Here is a 22,888-nt window from a genome sequence, read left to right as displayed (position 1 = left end):
GTCAGTTCCCTCCCGGGATCGGCGCGTACTGGGCAAGGGCTTCGGCGATGCGGGCGTGTACCACCGCGGCATGGTCGAAGATCGCGAAGTGTCCGCCGGGCAACGCGTGCAGCGTGAACTTCCGTGCCGTGTGCGATGCCCAGGGCTTCATCAGGGTTGCGTCCGCACCTGGGTCGTCGGCCCCTGCGAAGGCGGTGACCGGGATGTCGAAAGGGGGTTGCTGCGTGTGTGAGTAGTCCTCGTTGACCGAGAAATCCGCGGCCAGAACGGGCTGCAGCAGAGCGAGCAGCTCCGGTGCGGCGAGTACCTCCTCCGGGGTGCCTCCCAAGTGCCGCAGGAGGTTGGCGAGTTCGGTCAGGTTCATGGCTGCCGGATCATGCCTGGGCATATGAACCTGTGGCGCGCGCCGACCGGATACGAACAAGTGGACCGGCAGGATCGCTTCGATGCGACGCAGCTCGCGCAGGGTCTCGAATGCGCACAGCGCACCCGTGCTGTGACCGAACAGGGCGTACGGGGGGCGGACCGATTCGACGATTTCCTTCGCTAATTCCCGGGCCAGTTGCTCGACATTCGTGAAAGGTTCCTCACGGCGCCGTCTTTCACGCCCGGGTGGCTGAACAGGGCACGCTCTGACCTGATCGGGCAGACCTTTTCCCCAACTCCTGTACGTAGTGGCTCCGGCACCCGCGTGCGGCAGGCACAAGAGTCTGATTTCGGCGTCCGGATGAGTCCCGAGCGGTAGCCACGGATTCCCCATCACACACTTTCCTCAAAGGTCGCGAACCCATTCCCGGCACGGACGATGTCCGCTCACGAACGAGTTCTTTCACTGTGGGCCAGCCGATCGCCGCCACATCCGCGCCTGCCGCCGGCACGCACTCGGTGATTCCGCGGACCGGAAAGAGCGCGAAACCATTCGACCGGAACACACAACTGAACGGTAGGCGGTAATCGGCGGCCCCAACGAGCAGCGAACGGGCCGCCTGGTGCCATGACATGGAACGGCCACCACGCCCCCGGCCGCGACAGACCACCGCGGAACTCCTCGCGCACCGGGATGGCGCCGGTGCGCGAGGAGTTCGGATACGGGGTGTCACGCTCGGGCGCGGTGAGCGGCATCCAGTTCACTGAAGAAGGAGTCGATCACGGTCGCGTTGCCCGCCCGCAGGCTCTCCTGGTGGACGAAGGCCCCGAGAACCAGGTCGAGGACGCCCAGGCCGAACGGCGAGAAGACAACGGTGCGCTCCTCAGGGACGGCCAGTTGGCCGGTCAGGACGTCGTAGAGCGTGCCGTCGACGAAGTCCCTGCTACCGGCGAGCTGTTCGGCCAGGTGCGGCGAAGTATTGGCCTTCAAACAGTGCTCTACGTCGTCGAGCACGTTCACGGCCGTCAGCAGGATCTCCGGCGACAGGTCCCGCAGGGACACGTTGAGCACCAACGGATGGTGGTCGAACCACGATGCTTCGGTGATGTGCGGTGTGGCGGCGGTCGTCGCGAGGACCACCAGATCCGAACCGCGGACCAGTTCCTCGGGGCTCGTGGCCTGGTGGACCGGATGACCGCCGTGCGCATCCGCCAGGTACGCCCCGAACGCCTGGGCTCGCTCCGCCGACGAGTCGAAGACCGAGATGTCCTCGAAGTGCCAGTCGGCCGCCGCGAGGTACCGGTGGATGTACCGCGCGATCAGGCCCGTTCCGAAGAACCCGACCCGGCCCCGGCCCTGACGTTTTTCGGACAGGCGCACGGCGGCCAGTGCCGCGGACGCCGCTGTGCGGGTTGCGCTGATGATCGAGCTTTCCAGGCACGCGTAGGGGTAGCCGGTCTCGCGATCGTTGAGGATCAGGACGGCCGAGGCGCGGGGCAGTCCGTTCGCGACGTTCGCGGGGAAACTGGATATCCACTTGATGCCGGCCGTGTTCACCTCGCCGCCCACCGAGGCGGGCAGCGCGATGATGCGATCGGAGGGCCGGTCGGGAAAGCGCAGGAAGTACGACGGCGGGTTCGTCGTCTCACCGCGGCCGTGCAGCCGGTAGGCAGTTTCGATCAGGTCCACCACGGTCCGCTCACGGCCTGCCAGTGCCTCTTGCACTGCCTTGCCTGAAATGACGGAAAACGTAGGGGCCTGGACAGTTCCAGTCATGTGCTCTCCTGATCGGTCGATCCCACGAGGAGCAGAGGAAATCCGTCACCGACTTATTCCTGTGGGGCATCGTGTGAAGACATTGAATTCGACGGACAGGATCCACGAAAACAGAGACCGTACTACCGTCTGACGCGACGGCATATACGGGCGTCGATCGCGAGGAACCCTCCCCGAGCTCCAACTCCGAAGCAAGTAACCCTCCGATGGCGCCAGTTGAGGCATCACATATCCATTGATATCGTTCCGCAACAGCGAAAATGATTGCGGGGGCAGCCGGAGTGGACGATGATTCCTCACATGCAAAAGTTTGCCGACCTGTTCGTCCCTCCCGAAAATGATCCTCGGTTCGATGTGCCGACCCAGGGTGACGAGAAGGCAATGCTCTCGGGCTTCCTGCGCTGGCAGCGCGAGACGCTGAAACTGAAGTGCTCGGGGCTCGGCCCTGACGCACTGGCCCAACGGTCCGTGGCCTTCTCGGGTCTGTCGCTGCTCGGACTGGTAAGGCATGCGGCCGAGGTTGAACGCAAGTGGTTCAGGGAGTGGATGGCAGGGCAGGAGACCGTGGCGCACTACGGCACGGACGACAACCCCGACTCGGCGTTCGACGACGCCGCGCCCACCCCCGACGCCGTCACCGACGCATGGCGCATCTGGCAGGACGAGGTCGACTTCGCCGAACGCTTCGTTGCCGAGGCGGCCAACCTCGATGTGACCGGCGCGGACCCCTGGCGCGGCCCGGTCACCCTCCGGTGGGTACTGATACACATGGTGGAGGAGTACGGTCGGCACAACGGCCACGCCGACTTCCTGCGACAGGGCATTGACGGTGCGGTGGGCCAGTAATCCGACCGGCGCCGGCGACGGTCGGCGGGCACGATCTCTGCGGACGTTGCCAACTTGGATGATCGCGGTGTGTGCTGAGGGTGCGCCCGGAACGGGTTGGGGTGCGTGAGGGGGTCTTTGCCTGGCTGCGGCGCACAGGCCGGTGATCTCGTTCCGGACGGTGAAGCGGTGGATCGTCCGGGCGTCATGGTCGGTGTCGGGCCTGTTCTGCACAGAGGCATCCGGGACGTTCCCGTCCTGGTCCAGGGCCCGTCACGGGTAGTGCCGCTCGCTGTTGGTCTTGGTGATGGCTTCGTCCGGGCGTCACGTGTCTGCGGCCCGGGGCGTACGCCGGCGCGGGCCGACCGCGTACGCGGGCCCGTACGCGGCGCACCGCTGCCGGACTGTCCCGTGCGGGACCACAACCCCACGGGCGGGCATCAGCTTCCCGACCTCGCGGATGCGTGAGGTGTTCTGCGGTGGCCTTGCGGTCGCGGTGGGAGATGATCTCCGCCGGGTGCCGGAACCCCTTGTCGGGGCGGCGCGACCGCCCGGGCCCGGCAGGACAGGAAGAGACCTCAAGGGTCGCTACGGCTTGGGGAGAGCGCAGCCGGCCTTCCTCAGGTCGATCTTGTTGCCGGTGGCCACACAGCCGGGGATCCAGTAGGTCTGCTGGCCGTAGTCGATGCCCTCATGGACCGTGACGTTGCCGTTGGCGTCGACCTCGCACGGGTTGTTGTCGGTGCAGCGTTCGCCGTCCTCGTTGATCGTGTTGTTCACGGCGATGACCTTGCCCGCACGGTCCAGGACCGGGGAACCGGAGGTGCCACCGATGGTATGGCAGGCGCCGGTGTAGCGAACGGAGTCCTTCCAGGTCCACTGGCCTTCACGCAACTGTGGGACAAAGGCGTCGATGTTGCACGAGTAGATGCGCTTCCAGTAGCCGGAGACCACATCGATGGCGGTGCCGGCGGCCGGGTGGGCCGCCGAGACCTTCAGGGCTCTGATCCCGTAGGCCGACTTGATCTGGGCGTAGGTCGAGCTGAGTTCGTACAGCGAGATGTCGGTGTCCGTCATCGTCGCGTAGGCGACCTTGGTGGCCCGAAGCTGGCCAAGGCTGCCGCCCGAGGCGTTGAGGAGTGTGAAGGTGCGGGTGGAGGCCTGGTTGACGATGACCTTGCCCGCATCGGGGAAGCCGGTCTCCAGGCAGTGGCCGTTGGACAGGACGAACGCTTTGTCGGTGTCGGCCGAGTTCGGCATTCTGACCACGGAGCCCGAACAGTCGTTGAGCGCGACGGTTCCGGCGAAGGTCGCCGCCTTGACGGCCGGGGCCGGGGCGGGCGCAGCGGCCGATTCCGGGGCTGCGCCGAGGGTGGCGAGCAGCGCGCCACCGACGGCGGCGAAGGCCGTGAGCGTACCGGCGAGAGGTCGGACCATTTGGGCGTCTCCATCCGAGCTGAGGGGGGAAGCTAGGGCTTCATCAGGGTTGCGTCCGTACACTGGGTCGCCGGCCACCACGAAGGCGGTGACCGGAATACCGAAAGGGGGGTTGGTGTGTGTGAGCAGTCCTCGTTGACCGAGAAATCCGCGGCCAGTACGGGCTGCAGCAGAGCGAGCAACTCCGGTAGGGCGAGTACCCTCTCCGGGATGCCTCCCAAGTGCCGCAGAAGATTGGCGAGTCGAATTCCTTCGCCAATTCCCTGGCCATACATAGTGGCTCCGGCTCACCCGCGTGTGGCGGGCACAAGAGCCTGATTTCGGCGTCCGGATGAGTCCCGAGCGGTAGCCACGGATTCCCCATCACACACTTTCCTCAAAGGTCGCGAACCCATTCCCGGCACGGACGATGTCCGCTCACAAACGAGTTCTTTCACTGTGGGCCAGCCGATCGCCGCCACATCCGCCTGCCGCCGGCACGCACTCGGTGATTCCGCGGACCGGAAAGAGCGCGAAACCATTCGACCGGAACACACAGCTGAACGGTAGGCGGTAATCGGCGGCCCCAACGAGCAGCGAACGGGCCGCCTGGTGCCATGACACGGAACGGCCACCACACCCCCGGCCGCCGACAGACCACCGCGGAACTCCTCGCGCACCCGTGAGATCGGAGAGCTGACTCCGCCCGCAGGGTGATGGTCCCGTACGGGACGGTCCGGCAGCGGTCCGCATAGTTCGAGCCCTCGTACGCGGGCGGCCCGCACCGGCGTACACCCCGGCGCGGCGGCAAGCGGCACCTGGATGAGACCTACATCACACCTGCGGCCCCGACGGCACCGCCTCATCCCCCACCGGTCACTCGCCGACCTGCACCCACGGCCGATCCGAATCGCCGGAACCCTGGCGAACCGCGGAACCCTGACTTCCGCCAGCCGTTAATTGACTGGATTTGGGGGTACGCGGCGACAAAGAAATCCAGCACTTGGGAGACGTTCCGGGGATGGAGCCGGAGCGGTACGGCTGCCATCCGCTCACGCGGCCACGATTCTTTGCGCACAAGCCAAGGAAACAGGATCGCACCGTTGGATTGTCGATAGTTCTCGCGTCCGGCCTACCGCTCGTCCGCGGTTCCGGCCACCCGGCCACGGGGATATCCGCGCGTCGCGGTGATCAAACAGCTAGCCGTCCAGCATCAGGGCAGCCGAAGGAGACCACCGGACAATGCTGGAGAGTATCGGACTGGGGGAACGTGATCGCGATGTCTACAGGGCACTCCTCCTGCACCCCAATTGGAACATATTAGACATACAGCGAAATCTTGACCTTTCGAAAGATGATGTCAGCGTCGCTCTCGACTGCCTCACCGAACTCGCCCTCCTGCGCTGCAACTCAGGCTCCCAGCCATTCATCACAACAAGTCCCGAGTTGAGCCTTCTGCCCAAACTCCAGGGCATCGAGGCTGACGAACTGGACGAACGTCGGGCCGGGCTCTCCCGTGAGCAGGCCGCGCTTGCAACACTGACCTCCGAGTACACTTCGCTCCGGGTTCAGTCGGGCGCCGAAGGGCTGGAGCGCGTCGAGGGCGTGGAGGCCGTACGGATCCGCTTGCAAGAGCTGTCGGAACAGGCCACATCGGAGGTACGTGCCTTCATGCCCGGCCGCGCCTTGAGCGAGGCCGCGTTGGAAGTATCCCGGCCGCTCCACAGGCAGAACCTGGCGCGCGGCGTGCGCGTGCAGATGCTCTGTCTGGACACCGTCCAGCAGGTACCCATGATGGAGTACACCGCCTGGCTCGCCTCGGAGGGCGGACAGATGCGGACCGTCCCGTCCCTCCCCACGCGCCTGATCATCTACGATCGTGCCACCGCGGTCATTCCCGTGTATTCGGATGCCAGTCGCGAGGAAGCTTTCGTCATCCGTGTCGGGAGCATCGTCACGGCCTTCAACGCCCTCTTCGACCTGGCCTGGGAGCGGGCCACTCCCCTCGGTGGGACTCCAACACCCCATTCGGACGGCCCCAGCGAGCGCGACTTGGCCCTGCTGAGGAACCTTGCCGAGGGACTCACCGACGAAGTCATCGGCCGCAGGTTAGGAGTCTCGATCCGCACGGTCCGCCGCCTCATGGCGGATCTGCTGAAACGACTCAACGCCCAGAGCCGATTCCAGGCCGGGGCCGAAGCCGTTCGTCTTGGATGGATATGACGGGCCCCTGCCCGCAGACTCAGCCCGGATCCACCGGTGAATCTCGTGAGGGCGCGATCTCCCGCCAAGGAGCGTCGGCCGTGTGAGATGCGGGCAGTACCCGGCCACCGCGCTGGTGGGCCTCTATCACCAGCGCGATGGGAACATGAATCGGCGTACTACGCGCTCCGCCACACGATCATGAACGGGCGCAACCTGCGCTCGGGCGACCCAGTAGGCATCGAGCAGGAGATGTGGTCCCTGCTCACGCTCTACCAGGCCCTGCGCACCGTGATGGCCGATGCCGCCGAGTCCCTCCCCGGCACCGACCCGGACCGCTGCTGTTTCAGCATCGCGCTCCACACCGCCCGCCACCAGGTGATCCAGGCCACCGGCATCATCCCCGCGGACACCGATCGGGACACGCTCCCCGGGACGATCGGCCGCCGGATCCTGACCGGCCTGCTCCCGCCCCGGCGCGAACGGGTCAGCAACCGCAAGGTCAAATCACCGATGTCCCGCCACAGCGAGCGCCACGCCGACGGCCGCCTCGACACCCGCCGCACCGTAACCCGCCTCGACGTCACCGTCCTCGAACCCCTGGATCAGTCACCCACACCGCCCACGGCATCCCGGGACGACCAGCACGCTACCCCTGCCGCGCGGCGCCGACACCGCATCCTGGACCTGCTCCAGGAAGACCCCACACGTCTCTGGCAGCCCCGTGAAATCGCCGCCCACTTCGGCGACATCACCCTGGAGACCATGTACAGACAACTGAACCGCTGGGCCGCCAGCCAGCTCATCCACAAGCTCGGCCCCGGCCTCTACGCCGCAACACCATGGCCCCCAGCACCACTTGCGTGACCTACGAAAACGCCAACTACCCGGTCTTGGGTCAAGGCCCGCGCCCCCTTGACCGCCAGCACCCGTCCATCAGCCACGCGAAGAACGCCGCGGGTCAATACACCTAGCGAGCCCAGGCAGGACCCTGCCCGGTCCAGCTCAGGACGAGCAGGATGTCGTCGAGCACGCCGGAACCGAACAGGGCGCTCGCTTCGCTGCCGAAGCTGAGCTGCCAGTCCCCCGCCGGGCTGGTACCGAGGAACGGCGTCCAGGCTGTGGCGTTGCCACGCCGGGTGCCGGCAACGCCGTTGGTAGTCGTGGCCGTCCCCCCGGCAGCACCGTGCCGCAGCGAGATCGTGGTCTCGGGAACCGTGTGGTCGCCCGACAGGTGAACGGTGACGGCCGCGGCGGCAAGGTATGTGACACCCGACCCCCTCTGCTCCGCTCCTGCTCCTACTCGACGCAAATTCGTGTCAGGCGCCGGCGTGGAGGTAGGCGGCCCAGAGGAATGGGGTCCGGGTCCGGTCGAGCCCGCCGGGCAGGTCGTGGCCGTCGCGTACGCTGCGCACGGCCTGGTGCAGGGCCTGGGCTGCCCGGCTGGTGTCGATGGTCCCGTCAGGGGTGCGCAGGTGGGTGTAGAAGGTCTCGGCGACGGTGACGGCGATCTGGTCGTCGATCTCCCACAGAGTGCCGACGACGTGGGGGAATCCGGCGAGCTGGAACGCGGAGGTCAGATGGATGGCCTCGTCGGCGAGGTCGACTGTGTCAATGGCCGCGGTGCGGCAGGCGGACAAGTAGGCCAGCTGGGCGTGGTCGAGACGGACGGGGATGAGGCTTGCGACGGTGAAGGGATCGCTTTCGTGGTCATGGAGCAGCAGCAGGCTCTGGGAGGGGTCGGTGGGGTGGCTGGCGCCGTGGCAGGCGAAGTGGGCGATCGGGCAGTGGGGCAGGTGGCCCAGGACGGCTGCTTTGGTCGGAGTGCTCAGCGGCGCGACGGCAGGAGGGCCGTCGGGGTCGGGTTCGCGCAGGAGTACGGTGCGCGGCAGGTGGCGGCGCAGCATCTCGGCTTCAGCGCCGGCGTAGTCCAGCCGGCCGTGGCGGGTGAGGCCAGGGGTGGTGGGCATCGCGACGACCAGCCCCTGAGCGGGCGTATCCGGGTGCAGGGTGCGTTCCCGGGTCTGCCGACGGGCGTAACGCAAGGCGCGGACGGTCGGGGTGTGGGAGGAGATCACCCTGTCCAGGACGGTGCGCCGGTGCGGGTCGTCGGCGGGGTCGGTGTGGTAGCCGGCCGCGTGCAGGGGCAGCAGTCCCAGTAACCCGCCCGGTGCCCACCACACCTGCGGCCAGTCGGCGTCCGCCGGGCGCTGGCGTTGGTGGCCGAGTGCGTCCAGGACGGGCCCGGCCGCGGTGTCCCACAGCCATTGCAGGACCTGGGTGATGACGCGCTGCGCCTGCAGCCGCTGGGATCTGTCCGCGCTCGTGTCGGTGGTGGTGCGCAGCGCCTGCTGGAAGGAGGCCGTCTTCTCGGCCACGGCGTCGGCGGTGAGTTCGGGGAGCTCCAGGTGGGTGATGCCGTCCCGGGCGAGCAGCAGGGCGTCGCTGCGGTAGCGGCTGATGTTGAACACAACGACGGGGCCTTGCTCCGCCTGGGTGAGAAGTTCCTGGGTGGTGGGTGGGAGGGCGAAGGAGGTGAACTCGTCCAGGCTGCGGATCTCGGCCAGGGTCCTGGCGAAGTCGCGGGCCAGCCGGTGCCGGTCGTCGACGGCGCGGTCCTGCCGCACCATAGGGGTGTCCGTCTCGCCGGTTCCGTCAGCGATGGCGGTGGTCCTGGTGGGCTGGTCGAGCTGGTCGCGCAGCTGGACGAACCGTGCGGCCAGGTCGGGGCGCTGCCGACTCAGGTCGGTGAGGTCGCTGCGGGCGTCCAGTGCCTGGCTGAGCAGCACTGCCCGCCCGGCCTCCAGCAGCCGCAGCGCGCGGGTGGCGCGTTCTGACCGGGTACCGCGGGGATCAGCGAGAGCCAGCGCTGCGGCATCCCCGGTCAGGCCGGCGAAACCGCCGAGCGCATGCTGTTGATCGCCCCGCCCCAGCTGGCGCGGAGCCACCTCGGGCAGCAGCCGCACCGCGGCCTCCGCCGCATCCGCCGCCCGCCCCGCCTCAGACCGTGCGACGAGCCTGGCTACCGCCCATGCTGTCTGGATACGGGCCGAAGGCGCCGCCGAAACCACACCCCACGCCTCGGCGAAAGTGGACACCGCCGCGTCCAGGTCCGTCTGGTCCCCGGTACGCCCGAACCGGTCCTGCAGCGCGCCCCCGAGGTTGGACAGGTACCCCGCTCGGCTGGGGTGGTCGGCAGGCGTGGCGCGGACGGCTTCCTGACTATTGGAGATGGCCTGGTCCAGGTCCGTCTGCTTCCCGGTCCGCCCGAACCGGACCTGCAGATCGTATCCGAGGTTGTTCAGGTACATGGCTCGGTCAGGGTGGTCGGCGGGCGTGGCGCGGACAGCTTCCTGACTATTGGAGATGGCCTGGTCCAGGTCCGCCAGATCCGCACTCCGCTCGAACCGGACCTGCAGCTCGTTTCCGAGGTTGGACAGGTACATGGCTCGGCTGGGGTGGTCGACGGGCGTGGCGCGGACAGCTTCCCGACCGTTGGTGACGGCCCGGTCCAGGTCCGCCAGATCCGCACTCCGCCCGAACCGGGCCAACAGCGTGATCCCGAGGTTGGACAGGTACATGGCTCGGCTGGGGTGGTCGGCGGGCGTGGCGCGGACCGCTTCCTGGAAACGGTCGATGGCCTGGTCCACGTCCGTCTGGTCCCCGGTCCGCCCGAACCGGACCAACAGCGAGTTTCCGAGGTTGGACAGGTATCCCGCTCGGTTGGGGTGGTCGACGGGCATGGCGCGGACAGCTTCCCGACCGTTGGAGATGGCCTGGTCCACGTCCGTCTGGTCCCCGGTCCGCTCGAACCGGACCCGCAGCTCGTTTCCGAGGCTGGACAGGTACATGGCTCGGCTGGGGTGGTCGACGGGCGTGGCGCGGACAGCTTCCCGACCGTTGGAGATGGCCTGGTCCAGGTCCGTCTGGTCTCCGGTCCGCTCGAACCGGTCCTGCAGCGCGCCCCCGAGGTTGTTCAGGTACATGCCTCGGTTGGGATGGTCGGCGGGCGTGACGCGGACAGCTTCCCGACCGGCGGTGATGGCCTGATCCAGGTCCGACAGATCCCCACTGCGCCCGAACCGGACCCGCAGCTCGTATCCGAGGTTGGACAGGTACCCCGCTCGGTTGCGGTGGTCGGCGGGCGTGGCGCGGACGGCTTCCTGACCGTTGGAGATGGCCTGGTCCAGGTCCGTCTGGTTCCCGGTCCGCCTGAACCGGGTCTGCAGCGAGCCCCCGAGGTTGGACAGGTACATGCCTCGGTCAGGGTGGTCGGCGGGCGTGACGCGTACGGCTCCCTGACCAATGGTGATGGCTTGGTCCAGGTCCGACAGATCCCCGGTCCGCTCGAACCGGGTCTGCAGCGAGCCCCCGAGGTTGGACAGGTACATGCCTCGGTTGGGATGGTCGGCGGGCGTGACGCGGACAGCTTCCTGACCGTTGGAGATGGCCTGATCCAGGTCCGACAGATCCCCACTGCGCCCGAACCGGACCTGCAACGCGGCCCCGAGGTTGGACAGGCGCATGCCTCGGTCAGGGTGGTCGGCGGGCGTGACGCGGACAGCTTCCTGACCGTTGGAGATGGCCTGATCCAGGTCCGACAGATCCCCACTCCGCCCGAACCGGACCCGCAGCGCGCCCCCCAGGTTGGACAGAAACCGCACTCGGTCAGGATCGTCGTCGGACGTGGCGCGGACCGCGGCCTGGAAACGGTCGATGGCCTGGTCCACGTCCGTCTGGTTCCCGGTCCGCTCGAACCGGGCCTGCAGCGCGCCCCCGAGGTTGTTCAGGTACATGCCTCGGCTGGGATTGTCGGCGGGCGTGGCGTGTACGGCTTCCTGTCGGATGGTGATGGCCTGGTCCAGGTCCGACAGATCCCCAGCCCGCTCGAACCGGTCCCGCAGCGCGCCCCCGAGGTTGTTCAGGTACATGGCTCGGTTGGGGTGGTCGGCGGGCGTGGCGCGTACGGCTTCCTGTCCGTTGGTGATGGCCTGGTCCAGGTCCGACAGATCCCCAGCCCGCTCGAACCGGTCCCGCAGCGCGCCCCCGAGGATGGTCAGGTTCGCCGCTCGGTTGGGGTGGTCGGCGGGCGTGACGCGGACGATGCGCTGCCACAGGCCCACGGCTGCGGAGAGCAGGTCCGGGTCGGTTGAGTCGAGTGCCCGCTGGAGCAGGGTGAAGGCTCGCGGTGCTGCGGTGTTGGCGAGCCGCGGCAGGAGGGGTTCGGGCAGACCGCTGGCGCCGGCTATGAAGCAGGGGGTGAAGGCTTCCACCGCGGCGACCAGGTCCGCACCTCCTTGGCTGTCCGGGATCGCTATGTACCGGTGGAAGTGGAGCCAGCCGAGCGCGTACCGGACTGTTAAGTCGTCACTGTTGGCGTGGAGGAGTTCGGTGAGCTGTCGTGCCTCGGTGAGGGCCTGGCGTTCGAGCGCGACGGAAGGATCGCCGGTGTCAGCGATCCGCGAAAGCCGGACCCACACCGCGGCCAGCCGTTCCTCAAGCACTCCAGCCCCCGATGTCCGTCGCGCACCCCGTGGCATGCTCACCCTGGAGTCGCGGGGGGGAAAGCCGCGCGTACTCTCGTGATGTCGGCCAAGTCTACGTCGCACCAGCGTAGTTGGCCGGGTACAGACCGGTGACGAGAGCAGGCAGAGAGAGGAAAACCCATGGCCGACGGGGAGGAGGCTGCAGCGCCGGACGGGGCACGGAGGCTGGCCGCAGTGTGCGCGCATCTGAAGGAGATCCGCGCGGATCTGCGGGGCGGGCCGGGCGGGGACGAGGACCAGGTGGAGCAGGTGCTGGCCGCCGTACAGGACGGCGGGGACGTAGTGGGCACGCTCGCCGTGCTGCACGCCGTCCTGCAGGCGGGCGGCGACCCCCTGGGGCTGGACGGCTACACCGACCACGCGGGCACCAACCGCGGTCTGCGGCCGGCCGGGATCAGCACTGCCCGTACCGAACTGGTGTATCTGTGCCCGGCAGGCCGGTGTGCCCGCTACTGGTTGCCGCTGGCCGCCGTCCCAGTGCCGCACTGCGCGATCAGCAGCACCATGCTGCGCCGGGAACGGCTGTAACGGTGGGCGGACTGCTGTCCCAGCTGGGCACCAAACTCGCCGAGCGGTGGCTGTCCCTGCTGGTCCTGCCCGGCGCCCTCTACCTCGCCGTCGCCGCTACCACACACACCCTCGGCCACACCCACCCCTTCGACCTGCCCCGCCTCACCCACCGGATCACCACCTGGGCCAACCACCCGGCCACGAGCACGGCCGGCGGCCAAGTGGTGCTGCTGGCCGCGATACTGGCTGCTGCTGCCGCCGCGGGACTGACCGTGCAAGCCCTCGGCTCTCTGGCAGAACGGCTCGTTCTAGCCGCCGACTGTGCCGCCTGGCCACCCCCACTCCGCCAGCTTGCCGCCAGGCAAATCACCCGACGCCACGACCGCTGGACACTCGCCGCCCTCACGTGGCACCAGTGCCGCGAACAGGACGCCCAAGCCCTGGCCCACGACGGTCAACGAACCGACCCCGCCAGGCGGCATGACGCCGAACGCGCTATGACCCGCATCGCACCCGAGGAACCCGGACGCCCCACCTGGAGCGGGGACCGCCTCAACGCGGTAGCCGTCCGCCTGGAGCGCGATTACCACCTCGACCTGGCCACCCTCTGGCCGCACCTGTGGCTGATCCTCCCCGAGGAGACCCGGACCCAGATCACCACCGCACGTCAGAACCTCACCCGCGCCACCACCCTGACCGCCTGGGCCCTGCTCTACCTGCCCCTCGCCGCCTGGTGGTGGCCCGCCGCACTCATCACCGCCACGCTCACCCTCACCGGCTGGGCGCGCACCCGCACCGCCACCGACACCTACGCGCTCCTCCTGGAAGCCACCACCCGCCTCCACACCCGCGACCTCGCCGGCCACCTCGGCCTCGACCCCACCAGCCCCCTCACCCCCGAAACCGGCGACACCCTCACCCACCACCTGACACCCACCCCGCCCCCGCCCCCGCCCGCCACTGGATAACGAAGCGTCACCCCGGCACCCCAGCCCGACCGGTCATTTCACCGTCCGACGCAGACGCCACAGCGGCTGTCTCGTCCGTGCCGAACCCGAACGGGCCGGTCCGTACCGCCTTGGGATACGGCTGAGCACGGCGGGCTCGGCGGCCTCTTTCCGGCTGAGGTGGAGCCGTTTGTTGGGCAGCCCCTTCTGGCGTCGTGTCCACCGTTGCTTCGTCGTGGACTGCGCCCCGCCGGGAGCCTTGACGAAGTACTCGTCCAGGACCGAGAGGGCCACATTGCTCAGCAATGGCGAGAGAATCCCGCCTTGTGGGGTGCCGGTGACGGTCTCCTTGGAGGTGCCAGCCTCGGTGAGGATGCCCGCCTTCAAGAACGCCTTCACCAGCGCGAGCACGCGCTTGTCTCCGATCCGAGCCCGAACCCGGTCCATCAGGGCCGAGTGCGAGATCTCGTCGAAGCAGGCCGCAATGTCGCCCTCCAGCACCCATCCGTATGTCTTGGATGCCAGAAAACGTGTCTCGGCCATCGCGTCATGAGCCCGCCGGTTGGGGCGGAAGCCGTACGAGCACGGCGCAAAGTCCGCCTCGAAAATCGGCTCCAGCACCAGCTTCAAGGCCGCCTGGACCACCCGGTCGGCCACAGGAGGAATCCCAAGACGCCGCCGCTTGCGCGACCCCGGCTTGGGGATCATCCGTTCCCTGACCGGCACCGGACGGAAACTGCGGGACTTCAACTGCTCCCGCAGCTCGGCGAGGAACTGAACCTCGCCGATCCGTTCCCGGACGAAGGCGGCGGTCATCCCGTCGACTCCGGCCGAGCGTGCGCCCTTGTTCCCCGCGACCCGCTCCCAGGCCATGGCCAGGAACGCGGGATCACAGACGAGGTTGTAAAGATCGTCGAACCGACGATGAGGATCGTCATTCGCCCAACGGTGCAGCTTGGTCTGGATCTCCAGTACCCGCCGCTCGCCCCGGAACGAGCCGAGCGGCAGATCACTCGTATTCACCAGTGTCCTCCCGGTCTTCCAGCACTTCCACTACTGACTTGCTGGCTCCCTTGGCCATGCGGCCGGCTTTCCCGGCCTCCGACTACTACGGAGCCTCCGCCCCGTCCGGCGCCAACAGCAGACGACGCGCCTGTCCTTCCGCCGTGCTGGCTGCACGGGGCGAGGACGACACCGGACGGTTCCCACGTTGGATGAACTGTGGTCGCTCATCGAGCCGTTGCTGCCGGGACCGGGGCCGAAGCTGGTGGTGGGTCGGCCGCGGGTGCCGGACCGGCAGGCGCTGTGCGGGATCTTGTTCGTGCTGCATACGGGCATCCAGTGGGAGTACCTGCCGCAGGAGTTGGGCTTCGGGTCGGGGATGACGTGCTGGCGGCGCCTGGCCGCGTGGAACGAGGCCGGCGTGTGGGACGAACTGCACCTGGTGCTGCTGAAGAAGCTGCGGGCCGCGGGGAAGTTGGACTGGTCGCGGGCGGTGATCGACTCTTCCCATGTGCGGGCCGCTCGGCGCGGCCCAAAAGCGGGCCCAGCCCGGTCGACCGTGCACGGCCGGGCAGCAAGCACCACATCCTCACCGACGGGCAGGGGATCCCACTCGCGGTGTCGCTGACCGGCGGCAACCGCAACGACGTCACGCAGTTGTTGCTGCCGCTGCTGGACAAGGTCCCTGCCGTGGCCGGCGTCGTCGGGAGGCCCAGACGCCGGCCCGACGCACTCCTCGCCGACCGCGGCCACGACCACGACAAGTACCGGCGCCTGCTCTGGCAGCGCGGCATCCGCCCAGCCATCGCCAGACGAGGCGAGGAACACGGCTCTGGCCTGGGCATCTTCCGTTGGGTGGTAGAGCGCACGATCGCCTGGCTGCACGGTTTCCGCCGCCTGCGGATCCGCTGGGAGCGACGCAACGATATCCACGAAGCCTTCCTCGGCCTCGCCACCTGCCTCATCACCCACCGACACGTCCAACGCCTTTGTTAGGACCTCTAAAGGCTGTTCGGACGAACTGTCGCTATCGAGGCCGCGTCCCTTGCACAAAGCACGTCACGCTGGCGATGACGGGGGCCGTTGTGGGGTGGCTGGAGTGGACGATCTTTGCGCTCACGTGACTCTGCCTGTCCGGAGGGGGATTTGGCGCAGCGATCACCGTTGGAGCAGCATCCGAACAGAGTCCCTGCGGTGGCCTTCATTGCAGAGCGACGGGGGTGCACAGCGGCAACCTCAACGGTGGTACCTCAGGGAAGTCCGGACGGTACGGACGTTCGGACTTCTTGCCCTGCTCGTACTGCCCGGTGCGGGGTGGTTCCTGTGGCAGACGTAGCCGCTCACGAGCTGGGAGGAGGCAACTCTCACGCCGGCATGGCCGGCTGCCGAAGGAGCACTCCCGATCACCGCAGCAGCTGCCAGGTCCGCCCTCTCGCCTGTGGCCGGTCGGCACTCCCCTCGCGATGACCTTCACCGCCGCCAAAGCCGGAGCCGCCGCGGCCTTCTTCATCAGCTGGGACCTGCTGGGCGCCCGATCCCTCGAGCCCGAGCGGCAGCTCAGCGCGTCGACCCTGTTCGACCTGGTCAAGCTCGCCTTCGGCGCGGTGGTTGGGTCAGGGGCGCTGGTGGCTCCGGTGGTCGCCTACCCGCAGGTACTCACGTGCTGCCCGGATCGCCGTTGCCGTCGCCGTGGCCCCTCCCCGTCACGTACGGTCGTTCTATGGCACCTGAGAGGTCTACCGTAGGTGTAATCATGACCGTGGACGACGACCCCGGGGTGTCCCGGGCCGTCGCCCGTGACCTGCGGCGGCGCTACGGCGAGTCGTACCGCATCGTGCGCGCGGAGTCCGGCGAGTCCGCGCTGGACGCGCTGCGGGAGCTGAAGCTGCGCGGTGATCTGGTGGCGGTGATCCTGGCCGACTACCGGATGCCGCAGATGAACGGCATCGAGTTCCTCGAACAGGCCCTGGACGTCTATCCGGGCGCCCGGCGCGTGCTGCTCACCGCGTACGCGGACACCAACGCGGCGATCGACGCGATCAACGTCGTCGACCTCGACCACTACCTCCTCAAGCCATGGGATCCGCCGGAGGAGAAGCTCTATCCGGTGCTCGACGATCTCCTGGAGGCCTGGCGGTGCAGTGACTTCCGGCCGGTGCCGAGCACCAAGGTGGTCGGTCACCGGTGGTCGGCCCGCTCGTCGGACGTACGGGAGTTCCTGGCCCGCAACCAGGTGCCGTACCGCTGGTACTCCACCGAGGAACCCGAGGGGCAGCGGCTGCTCGCGGCCTGCGGTCAGGACGGGCAGCGGCTGCCGGTGGTGATCACGGCGGACGGTACCGCGCTCGTCGAGCCGGAGGTGCCTGAGCTGGCCGCGCGGGTGGGGCTGGCGACGACGCCCACGGCCGACTTCTACGACCTCGTCGTCATCGGCGGCGGGCCGGCCGGTCTTGGCGCCGCCGTGTACGGGGCCTCCGAGGGGCTGCGGACGGTACTGGTGGAGCGGTCGGCGACCGGCGGTCAGGCCGGACAGAGTTCGCGGATCGAGAACTACCTGGGCTTCCCGGACGGGGTGTCCGGCGCCCAGCTCACCGACCGGGCACGGCGCCAGGCCACGAAGTTCGGCGCCGAGATCCTCTCCGCGCGCGAGGTGACCGGCCTGGAGGTGAGCGGCGCGGCACGGCTCGTGCGGTTCTCGGACGGGTCGACGATCGCCGCGCACAGCGTGATCCTCGCGACCGGTGTGTCGTACCGGCAGCTGGAGGCGCCTGGCGCCACCGAGCTGTCGGGCTGCGGGGTGTTCTACGGGTCGGCCCTGACCGAGGCCGCCGGCTGCCAGGGCCACGACGTGTACATCGTCGGCGGCGCCAACTCGGCCGGGCAGGCAGCGATGTACCTGTCCAGGGGCGCCAAGTCGGTCACGCTGCTGGTGCGCGGAGCGGATCTCACGGCGTCGATGTCGCACTACCTGATCCAGCAGATCGCCGAGTCGCCGAACATCTCGGTGCGGGCCGGCACGGTCGTCGAGTCCGCGCACGGCGGCGAACACCTGGAGCAGCTGACGTTGCGCGACACGGCGAGCGGGCAGACCGAACTGGTCGACGCGCAGTGGCTGTTCGTGTTCATCGGCGCGGCCCCGCTGACCGACTGGCTGGACGGCACAGTGCTGCGCGACGAACGCGGCTTCATCCTCGCCGGGCCCGATCTGACCGCCGACGGGCGCCCACCGGCGGACTGGGAGCTGGACCGGCCGCCGTACCACCTGGAGACCAACATCCCCGGCGTGTTCGTCGCCGGGGACGCGCGCGCGGAGTCCGCCAAGCGGGTCGCGTCCGCCGTCGGAGAGGGAGCCATGGCCGTGATGCTCGTACACCGGTATCTGGAGCAGTCGTGAGCGGCCGGCTGATGCCGTGCAGCCCGGCGGAGATCGGGGCGCTGTTCCTGTTCGAGAAGCTGACCGCCGAACAGCTCGGCAGGCTGTGCTGCGAGGGCCGGGTCGAACTCTTCGACCCGGGACCGGTGTTCACCGAGGGTGACCCGGCCACCTGCTTCTACGTGATGATCGAGGGCACGCTCGTCATGTCGCGCCGGGTCGGCGCCGACGACGTCGAGGTGAACCGCACGTCCCAGCCCGGGGTCTACATGGGAGCGATGCAGGCGTACCTCAAGGAAGGGACGCCGCAGAAGTACAAGAGCTCGATGCGTGTCACCGAGCCGACGCGGTTCTTCGTGCTGCCCAGCGAGACCTTCGCGGCCATCATGCAGGAGTGGTTCCCGATGGCGGTCCACCTCCTGGAGGGGCTGTTCTTCGGTACGCAGACAGCGCAGCGGGCCATCGGGCAGCGTGAACGGCTGCTCGCGCTGGGCTCGTTGTCCGCCGGGCTGACCCATGAGCTCAACAACCCGGCCGCCGCGGCCGTACGGGCCACGTCGTCGTTGCGCGACCGGGTGGCCCATATGCGGCAGAAGCTCGGGATCATCGCCTCGGGGCCTTACCATCGCGATGCCCTGAAGTCGCTGGTCGCCATCCAGGAGCGGACGGCCGAGCGGGTCGCCAAGGCGCAGGCGCTGAGCCCGCTGGAGGCGTCCGACCGGGAGGACGAGGTCGCCGACTGGCTCGACGACCACGGCATCCAGGGCGGCTGGCAGATCGCGCCGACCTTCGTCCAGGGCGGCCTCGACGTCGACTGGCTGGAGCAGGTCGCGGCGGCCGTCGACGAGGAGATCCTCCAGGCTGCCATCGGCTGGCTCAACTACACGGTCGAGACCGAGCTGTTGATGTCCGAGATCGAGGACTCGACCGCGCGCATCTCGCACCTCGTCGACGCCGCCAAGCAGTACTCGCAGCTGGACCGGGCCCCCTACCAGGTCGCCGACGTGCACGAACTCCTCGACAGCACGCTGCTGATGCTCTCGGGAAAGATGGGATCGCGCGTCAAGGTCGTGAAGGACTACGACCGTTCGCTGCCGAGGATCCCGGCCTATCCCGCCGAACTGAACCAGGTGTGGACCAACCTGATCGACAACGCGGTCTCCGCCATCGACAGCGCGGGCGGGGACGGGACGTTGACCGTGCGGACGGCTGCGGTGCACGACCGGCTGCTGGTGGAGTTCCGCGACACGGGCCCCGGGGTGCCGGCGGAGATCAAGGGCCGCATCTTCGACCCGTTCTTCACCACCAAGCCGGTGGGCGAGGGCACGGGGCTGGGGCTCGACATCTCCTGGCGGATCGTCGTCAACAAGCACCACGGCGACCTGAAGGTGGAGTCGGTGCCCGGCGACACCCGCTTCCAGGTGCTGCTCCCCCTCACCGCCGCCGACCCCGACCCCGATACCGACACAGCCGGGGCCTCCGACCCGGCTCAGGAGCCGTCATGACCAAGGACACCGGAATCGACCCCAGCGTCCCGCCCAGCGGTGCCGGATGCGTCGAGTGCGACGCCGCCGGCGGCTGGTGGTTCCATCTGCGGCGCTGCGCCCAGTGCGGCCACATCGGCTGCTGCGACGACTCGCCCTCGAAGCACGCCACCGCCCACTTCCGGGACACCGGCCATCCGGTGATCCGCAGTTACGAGCCGGGCGAGGCCTGGTTCTGGAACTTCGAGACGTCCGAGGTGTTCGAGGACGGGCCGCCGCTCGCTCCCCCGACCAGCCACCCGGCCGACCAGCCCACCCCGGGACCGGCGGGACGCGTCCCGGCGAACTGGGCGGAGACGCTGCGCTGAGACCTGGCCGACCAGGGCTGTCAGTGGCGCGTGTCAGGATTCGTCTGTGCCGCAGAACCTGTACAACACTCCACTCATCGGCCGGGACGACGAGCTGACCCGTCTCGCCGGTGTGCTGGATCGCGCCCGTCTCCGCGAGGCCCGTGCCGTGCTCATCGCCGGGGACGCCGGGGTGGGCAAGACGCGGGTGCTGGCGGAGGCCGCCGGGCGGGCCTCCGCCAGCGGGATGACCGTGCTCACGGGGCACTGTGTCGATCTCGGTGACGTCGGTCTGCCCTATCTGCCGTTCACCGAGATCCTGGGGGTGCTGGCGGCCGACGAGCGGTTCACCGGGGCGTTCGCCGCGCATCCCGTGGTCGGGCGGTTGCTCGGCGGTGGCGCGGAGGACGGGGAGCGGGACGCCGGCGGGCGGCTGCGGCTGTTCGAGGGGATGGCCGGGCTGCTGGCCGCCGTCACCGAGGTCGCTCCGCTGCTGCTCGTCCTGGAGGACCTGCACTGGGCCGACCAGTCCTCCCGCGATCTGCTGCGGTTCCTCCTCAGCCGGGGTGTGCTCCAGGGGCCCACGGGCGGCGCGCCCGGCCACCGGCTCGCGGTGTTCGCGTCATACCGCGCGGACGACCTCCATCGCCGCCATCCGCTGCGCCCGCTCCTCGCGGAGCTGGTGCGGCTGCCCGCCGTGGAGCGGCTGGAGCTGCGGCCGATGGCCGACGCCGAGGTGGCCCGGCTGGTGCGCGCCCTGGGCGAGGGTCCGCTGCCCGACACGACCGTGCGGCGGATCGTCGAGCGTGCCGAGGGCAACGCGTTCTACGCGGAGGAGCTGCTCGCGGCCACCGACGCGGAGTCCGGCGGCGTACCCAGCGGGCTCGCCGACGTTCTCCTCATCCGCTTCGAGCAACTGTCCGACACGGCCCAGCAGGTGCTGCGTACGGCCGCGGTCGCCGGGCGGCGCGTCGAGCACGAGCTGCTGAGCGACGCCGTCCGGCTGCCTCAGGACGAGCTGGAGTCGGCGCTGCGCGAGGCGGTCGGACGGCAGCTCCTCGTCCCCGGTGAGGGCGACACGTACTCCTTCCGGCACGCGCTCGCCCGTGAGGCCGTCTACGCCGATCTGCTGCCGGGTGAACGGTCGCGGATGCACGGGTCGTTCGCGCGGCTGCTGGCCGGGCGGGGCCGCCCCGCCGAGAGTGCGGCGGAGCGCGCCCACCACTACCGGGAGAGCCACGACCTGGCCGAGGCGCTCACTGCGTCGCTGGAGGCCGCCGACCACGCCCACCGCGTCGGCGCGCCCGCGGAGGAGCTACGGCACCTGGAGGCCGCCCTCGACATCTGGCCCGCGGTGGAGGCGGGCGCCCGTCCCACGGGTGAGGGCCTGGACACGGTGACGCTGATGCTGCGGGCGTCCGCCGCGGCGGCGCACGCCGGTGACTCGCATCGCGCGGTGTCTCTCACCCGGGCGGCGCTCGCCGGAGTCGGCCAGGACACGGACGCCGAGCTGGCGGCCCGCGTCCGCTACACGCTCGCCGACAACCTGATGAGCATCGACCATCTGTCGGCGGCGTTCGCGTACAGCAGCGAGGCGCTCGCCCTGATCCCGGCCGAGCCTCCGTCGCGGACCTGGGTGTGGGCGGCGGCCACCCATGTCATGGCGGCACGGCAGATGGGCGACAACGACACCGCGCTGCGGGTCGCCCGGCAGGCCCTCTCCGTCACCGAGGAACTGCAGGCCACCGACGCGCAGGCCGACCTCATGATCTCCGTGGCCGCTCTCGAAGCAGGGGGCCGTCGCACTCCCGAGGGCCGCGAGAAGCTCCGGGAGGCCCGTGAACTGGCCCGGCGGGCGGGCTGTTCGCCGGTGGAGATGCGGGCACTGTTCAATCTCGCGATCGGCTGCTTCGAGTCCGGTCTCCTGGAGGAGAGCCTGCCGTGGCTCTCCGAGGGCCTGGACCGGGCCCGCCGCGCCGGTCTCCTCTCCTCGCCCTATCCCCTGGAAATGCGCTACCTGCAGTCCGTGGTGCTGTACACGCTCGGCCGTTGGGACGAGTGCGCCCGCGCGGCGGCGGCCGACGCCGAGGTGCTTCCCGCGGCTGCCGGTTTCGTGGCGGGGCCTTCGCTGTACGTGGCACTGGCACGCGGTGACCTGAGCGCCGCCGACCGCGCCCGGGCTCTCCTCGACGGCCCGTTCGACTGGATGGCCACGCTGGTCGCGGGCATCGTGCTCACGGACGCCGCCGCCCTGGCGGGGGACCCGGAGGCGGCCGTGGAGCGCGTGCACGGCACGGTGAAGGCGCTCACCGACGACGCCGGGTCGCTCCCGGAGGTCGCGGTCCGGCTCGCCGCGCTCGCTCTGGCCGCCGTCGCCGACACGGCCGTCCAACTGCGCCGGTCCGGCGACGAGGCGGGGACGTTGCGCTGGACGGACACGGCGACCGAGCTGCTGGAGCTGGCCCGGGGCCGGGCCACGAACGGCCGCGACGGCGCCCCGCAGGGCCCGGAGGGGCTGGCCTGGCTGGCCCGTGCCGAGGCGGAGTGGGCACGGGCTACGGGCGGTCCCGAAGCCGAGGCCTGGGAGCGGGCGGTCACGGCGTTCGGCTTCGGCGAGGTCTACGAACAGGCGCGCTGCAGAAGGCGGTTCGCCGAGGCCCTGCTGGCCGACGACCGCCGTGAGGAGGCGGTCGCACAGGCCCGCGCAGCCCGCGAGACGGCGGTACGTCTGGGCGCCGCACCCCTGCTCAAGGAGGTGGACGCCCTGATCCGCCGCGGGCGGCTCACGGAACCCTCCCCCACCGATGGTCCCGGGGCCGCCTCCCCGCCCCTCACCGCCCGCGAGGAGGACGTCCTGCGGCTGCTCGCCCTCGGCCGCAGCAACCGTCAGATCGGCGAGGAACTGTTCATCAGCGGCAAGACGGCCAGCGTCCACGTCTCCAACATTCTGGCGAAGCTGGGCGCCGCGAGCCGCGGGGAGGCGGTGGCGGTCGCCTACCGGGAGGGGTTGATCCCGGCGGCCTCGAAGGCGGCGACCGCGGCGGAGCCGAAGCCGGAGGCACGCTGACCTCGAAGTCCTGACCTGACCTGACG

17 protein-coding genes are annotated in these 22,888 nt (G+C 69.3%); 11 read left to right on the top strand and 6 right to left on the bottom strand.

Annotated elements, in window-relative coordinates; all coding sequences use genetic code 11:
- Position 1: 1 nt before the first annotated feature.
- Positions 2–760, bottom strand: a complete 759-nt coding sequence (locus G3I56_RS31485; protein ID WP_164414925.1) for a thioesterase — start codon at positions 758–760, stop codon at positions 2–4.
- Positions 761–1,096: 336 nt separating this feature from the next.
- Complete coding sequence (gene sbnB / locus G3I56_RS31480; protein ID WP_164414923.1) at positions 1,097–2,143, bottom strand: 2,3-diaminopropionate biosynthesis protein SbnB; 1,047 nt, start codon at positions 2,141–2,143, stop codon at positions 1,097–1,099.
- Between the two features lie 300 nt (positions 2,144–2,443).
- On the opposite strand from sbnB, the gene G3I56_RS31475 reads away from it, so the two are divergent.
- Positions 2,444–2,989, top strand: coding sequence for a DinB family protein (locus G3I56_RS31475; protein WP_203691082.1), 546 nt, complete (start codon positions 2,444–2,446; stop codon positions 2,987–2,989).
- Positions 2,990–3,556: 567 nt separating this feature from the next.
- On the opposite strand, the gene G3I56_RS31470 is transcribed toward G3I56_RS31475, so the two are convergent.
- Positions 3,557–4,405, bottom strand: coding sequence for a serine protease (locus tag G3I56_RS31470; protein ID WP_164414919.1), 849 nt, complete (start codon positions 4,403–4,405; stop codon positions 3,557–3,559).
- A 1,221-nt stretch (positions 4,406–5,626) separates the two neighbouring features.
- Here G3I56_RS31470 and G3I56_RS31465 point away from each other — a divergent pair.
- Both G3I56_RS31465 and G3I56_RS31460 read left to right on the top strand, forming a co-directional pair.
- Positions 5,627–6,607 (top strand): helix-turn-helix domain-containing protein, encoded by a 981-nt coding sequence (locus tag G3I56_RS31465; RefSeq protein WP_164414917.1) that lies wholly within the window; start codon positions 5,627–5,629, stop codon positions 6,605–6,607.
- Positions 6,608–6,787: 180 nt separating this feature from the next.
- Complete coding sequence (locus tag G3I56_RS31460; RefSeq protein ID WP_164414914.1) at positions 6,788–7,453, top strand: hypothetical protein; 666 nt, start codon at positions 6,788–6,790, stop codon at positions 7,451–7,453.
- 103 nt (positions 7,454–7,556) lie between these two features.
- Here G3I56_RS31460 and G3I56_RS31455 read toward each other — a convergent pair whose 3' ends face one another.
- Complete coding sequence (locus G3I56_RS31455) at positions 7,557–7,898, bottom strand: hypothetical protein (protein ID WP_164414912.1); 342 nt, start codon at positions 7,896–7,898, stop codon at positions 7,557–7,559.
- Positions 7,899–7,905: 7 nt separating this feature from the next.
- On the bottom strand, positions 7,906–12,090 hold the full coding sequence (locus tag G3I56_RS31450) for a CHAT domain-containing protein (RefSeq protein WP_164414910.1): 4,185 nt from the start codon (positions 12,088–12,090) through the stop codon (positions 7,906–7,908).
- A 162-nt stretch (positions 12,091–12,252) separates the two neighbouring features.
- Between G3I56_RS31450 and G3I56_RS31445 the strand changes: the two genes are divergently transcribed.
- Both G3I56_RS31445 and G3I56_RS31440 read left to right on the top strand, forming a co-directional pair.
- Positions 12,253–12,660, top strand: coding sequence for a hypothetical protein (locus G3I56_RS31445; RefSeq protein ID WP_164414908.1), 408 nt, complete (start codon positions 12,253–12,255; stop codon positions 12,658–12,660).
- Between the two features lie 2 nt (positions 12,661–12,662).
- On the top strand, positions 12,663–13,610 hold the full coding sequence (locus G3I56_RS31440; protein WP_164414906.1) for a hypothetical protein: 948 nt from the start codon (positions 12,663–12,665) through the stop codon (positions 13,608–13,610).
- Positions 13,611–13,643: 33 nt separating this feature from the next.
- Here the strand turns inward: G3I56_RS31440 and G3I56_RS31435 are convergent, their stop codons facing one another.
- On the bottom strand, positions 13,644–14,612 hold the full coding sequence (locus G3I56_RS31435) for a reverse transcriptase domain-containing protein (RefSeq protein ID WP_164414904.1): 969 nt from the start codon (positions 14,610–14,612) through the stop codon (positions 13,644–13,646).
- A 196-nt stretch (positions 14,613–14,808) separates the two neighbouring features.
- Here G3I56_RS31435 and G3I56_RS31430 point away from each other — a divergent pair.
- From G3I56_RS31430 to G3I56_RS31405, 6 genes are all read left to right on the top strand, one after another.
- A protein-coding gene (locus G3I56_RS31430; RefSeq protein WP_239135220.1) for an IS5 family transposase occupies positions 14,809–15,587 on the top strand; the annotation gives its coding sequence in 2 pieces (ribosomal slippage) (positions 14,809–15,127 and positions 15,127–15,587; 780 coding nt in all).
- A 467-nt stretch (positions 15,588–16,054) separates the two neighbouring features.
- On the top strand, positions 16,055–16,336 hold the full coding sequence (locus G3I56_RS43350; RefSeq protein ID WP_203691081.1) for a hypothetical protein: 282 nt from the start codon (positions 16,055–16,057) through the stop codon (positions 16,334–16,336).
- On the top strand, positions 16,312–17,985 hold the full coding sequence (locus G3I56_RS31420; RefSeq protein ID WP_164414902.1) for an FAD-dependent oxidoreductase: 1,674 nt from the start codon (positions 16,312–16,314) through the stop codon (positions 17,983–17,985). Before G3I56_RS43350 ends, G3I56_RS31420 begins: the two co-directional genes overlap by 25 nt.
- Complete coding sequence (locus tag G3I56_RS31415; RefSeq protein ID WP_164414900.1) at positions 17,982–19,469, top strand: ATP-binding protein; 1,488 nt, start codon at positions 17,982–17,984, stop codon at positions 19,467–19,469. Before G3I56_RS31420 ends, G3I56_RS31415 begins: the two co-directional genes overlap by 4 nt.
- Positions 19,466–19,816 (top strand): UBP-type zinc finger domain-containing protein, encoded by a 351-nt coding sequence (locus G3I56_RS31410; RefSeq protein ID WP_164414898.1) that lies wholly within the window; start codon positions 19,466–19,468, stop codon positions 19,814–19,816. Before G3I56_RS31415 ends, G3I56_RS31410 begins: the two co-directional genes overlap by 4 nt.
- 46 nt (positions 19,817–19,862) lie before the next feature.
- The gene (locus G3I56_RS31405; protein ID WP_164414896.1) at positions 19,863–22,862 is read left to right on the top strand and encodes a helix-turn-helix transcriptional regulator; all 3,000 of its coding nucleotides are present in this window, start codon (positions 19,863–19,865) and stop codon (positions 22,860–22,862) included.
- The last annotated feature ends 26 nt before the right edge of the window (positions 22,863–22,888 follow it).

This window comes from Streptomyces sp. SID12488 (assembly GCF_010548275.1).
In the GTDB taxonomy this organism is placed as follows: domain Bacteria; phylum Actinomycetota; class Actinomycetes; order Streptomycetales; family Streptomycetaceae; genus Streptomyces.
This window is presented reverse-complemented; position numbering and strand designations above follow the sequence as displayed.

Bases quoted from the DNA above. Each gene is read 5' to 3' on its own strand.
- G3I56_RS31485 (WP_164414925.1), bottom strand. From the start codon at position 760: ATGGGGAATCCGTGGCTACCGCTCGGGACTCATCCGGACGCCGAAATC.
- sbnB (WP_164414923.1), bottom strand. From the start codon at position 2,143: ATGACTGGAACTGTCCAGGCCCCTACGTTTTCCGTCATTTCAGGCAAG.
- G3I56_RS31475 (WP_203691082.1), top strand. From the start codon at position 2,444: ATGCAAAAGTTTGCCGACCTGTTCGTCCCTCCCGAAAATGATCCTCGG.
- G3I56_RS31470 (WP_164414919.1), bottom strand. From the start codon at position 4,405: ATGGTCCGACCTCTCGCCGGTACGCTCACGGCCTTCGCCGCCGTCGGT.
- G3I56_RS31465 (WP_164414917.1), top strand. From the start codon at position 5,627: ATGCTGGAGAGTATCGGACTGGGGGAACGTGATCGCGATGTCTACAGG.
- G3I56_RS31460 (WP_164414914.1), top strand. From the start codon at position 6,788: ATGAACGGGCGCAACCTGCGCTCGGGCGACCCAGTAGGCATCGAGCAG.
- G3I56_RS31445 (WP_164414908.1), top strand. From the start codon at position 12,253: ATGGCCGACGGGGAGGAGGCTGCAGCGCCGGACGGGGCACGGAGGCTG.
- G3I56_RS43350 (WP_203691081.1), top strand. From the start codon at position 16,055: ATGACCTTCACCGCCGCCAAAGCCGGAGCCGCCGCGGCCTTCTTCATC.
- G3I56_RS31420 (WP_164414902.1), top strand. From the start codon at position 16,312: ATGGCACCTGAGAGGTCTACCGTAGGTGTAATCATGACCGTGGACGAC.
- G3I56_RS31410 (WP_164414898.1), top strand. From the start codon at position 19,466: ATGACCAAGGACACCGGAATCGACCCCAGCGTCCCGCCCAGCGGTGCC.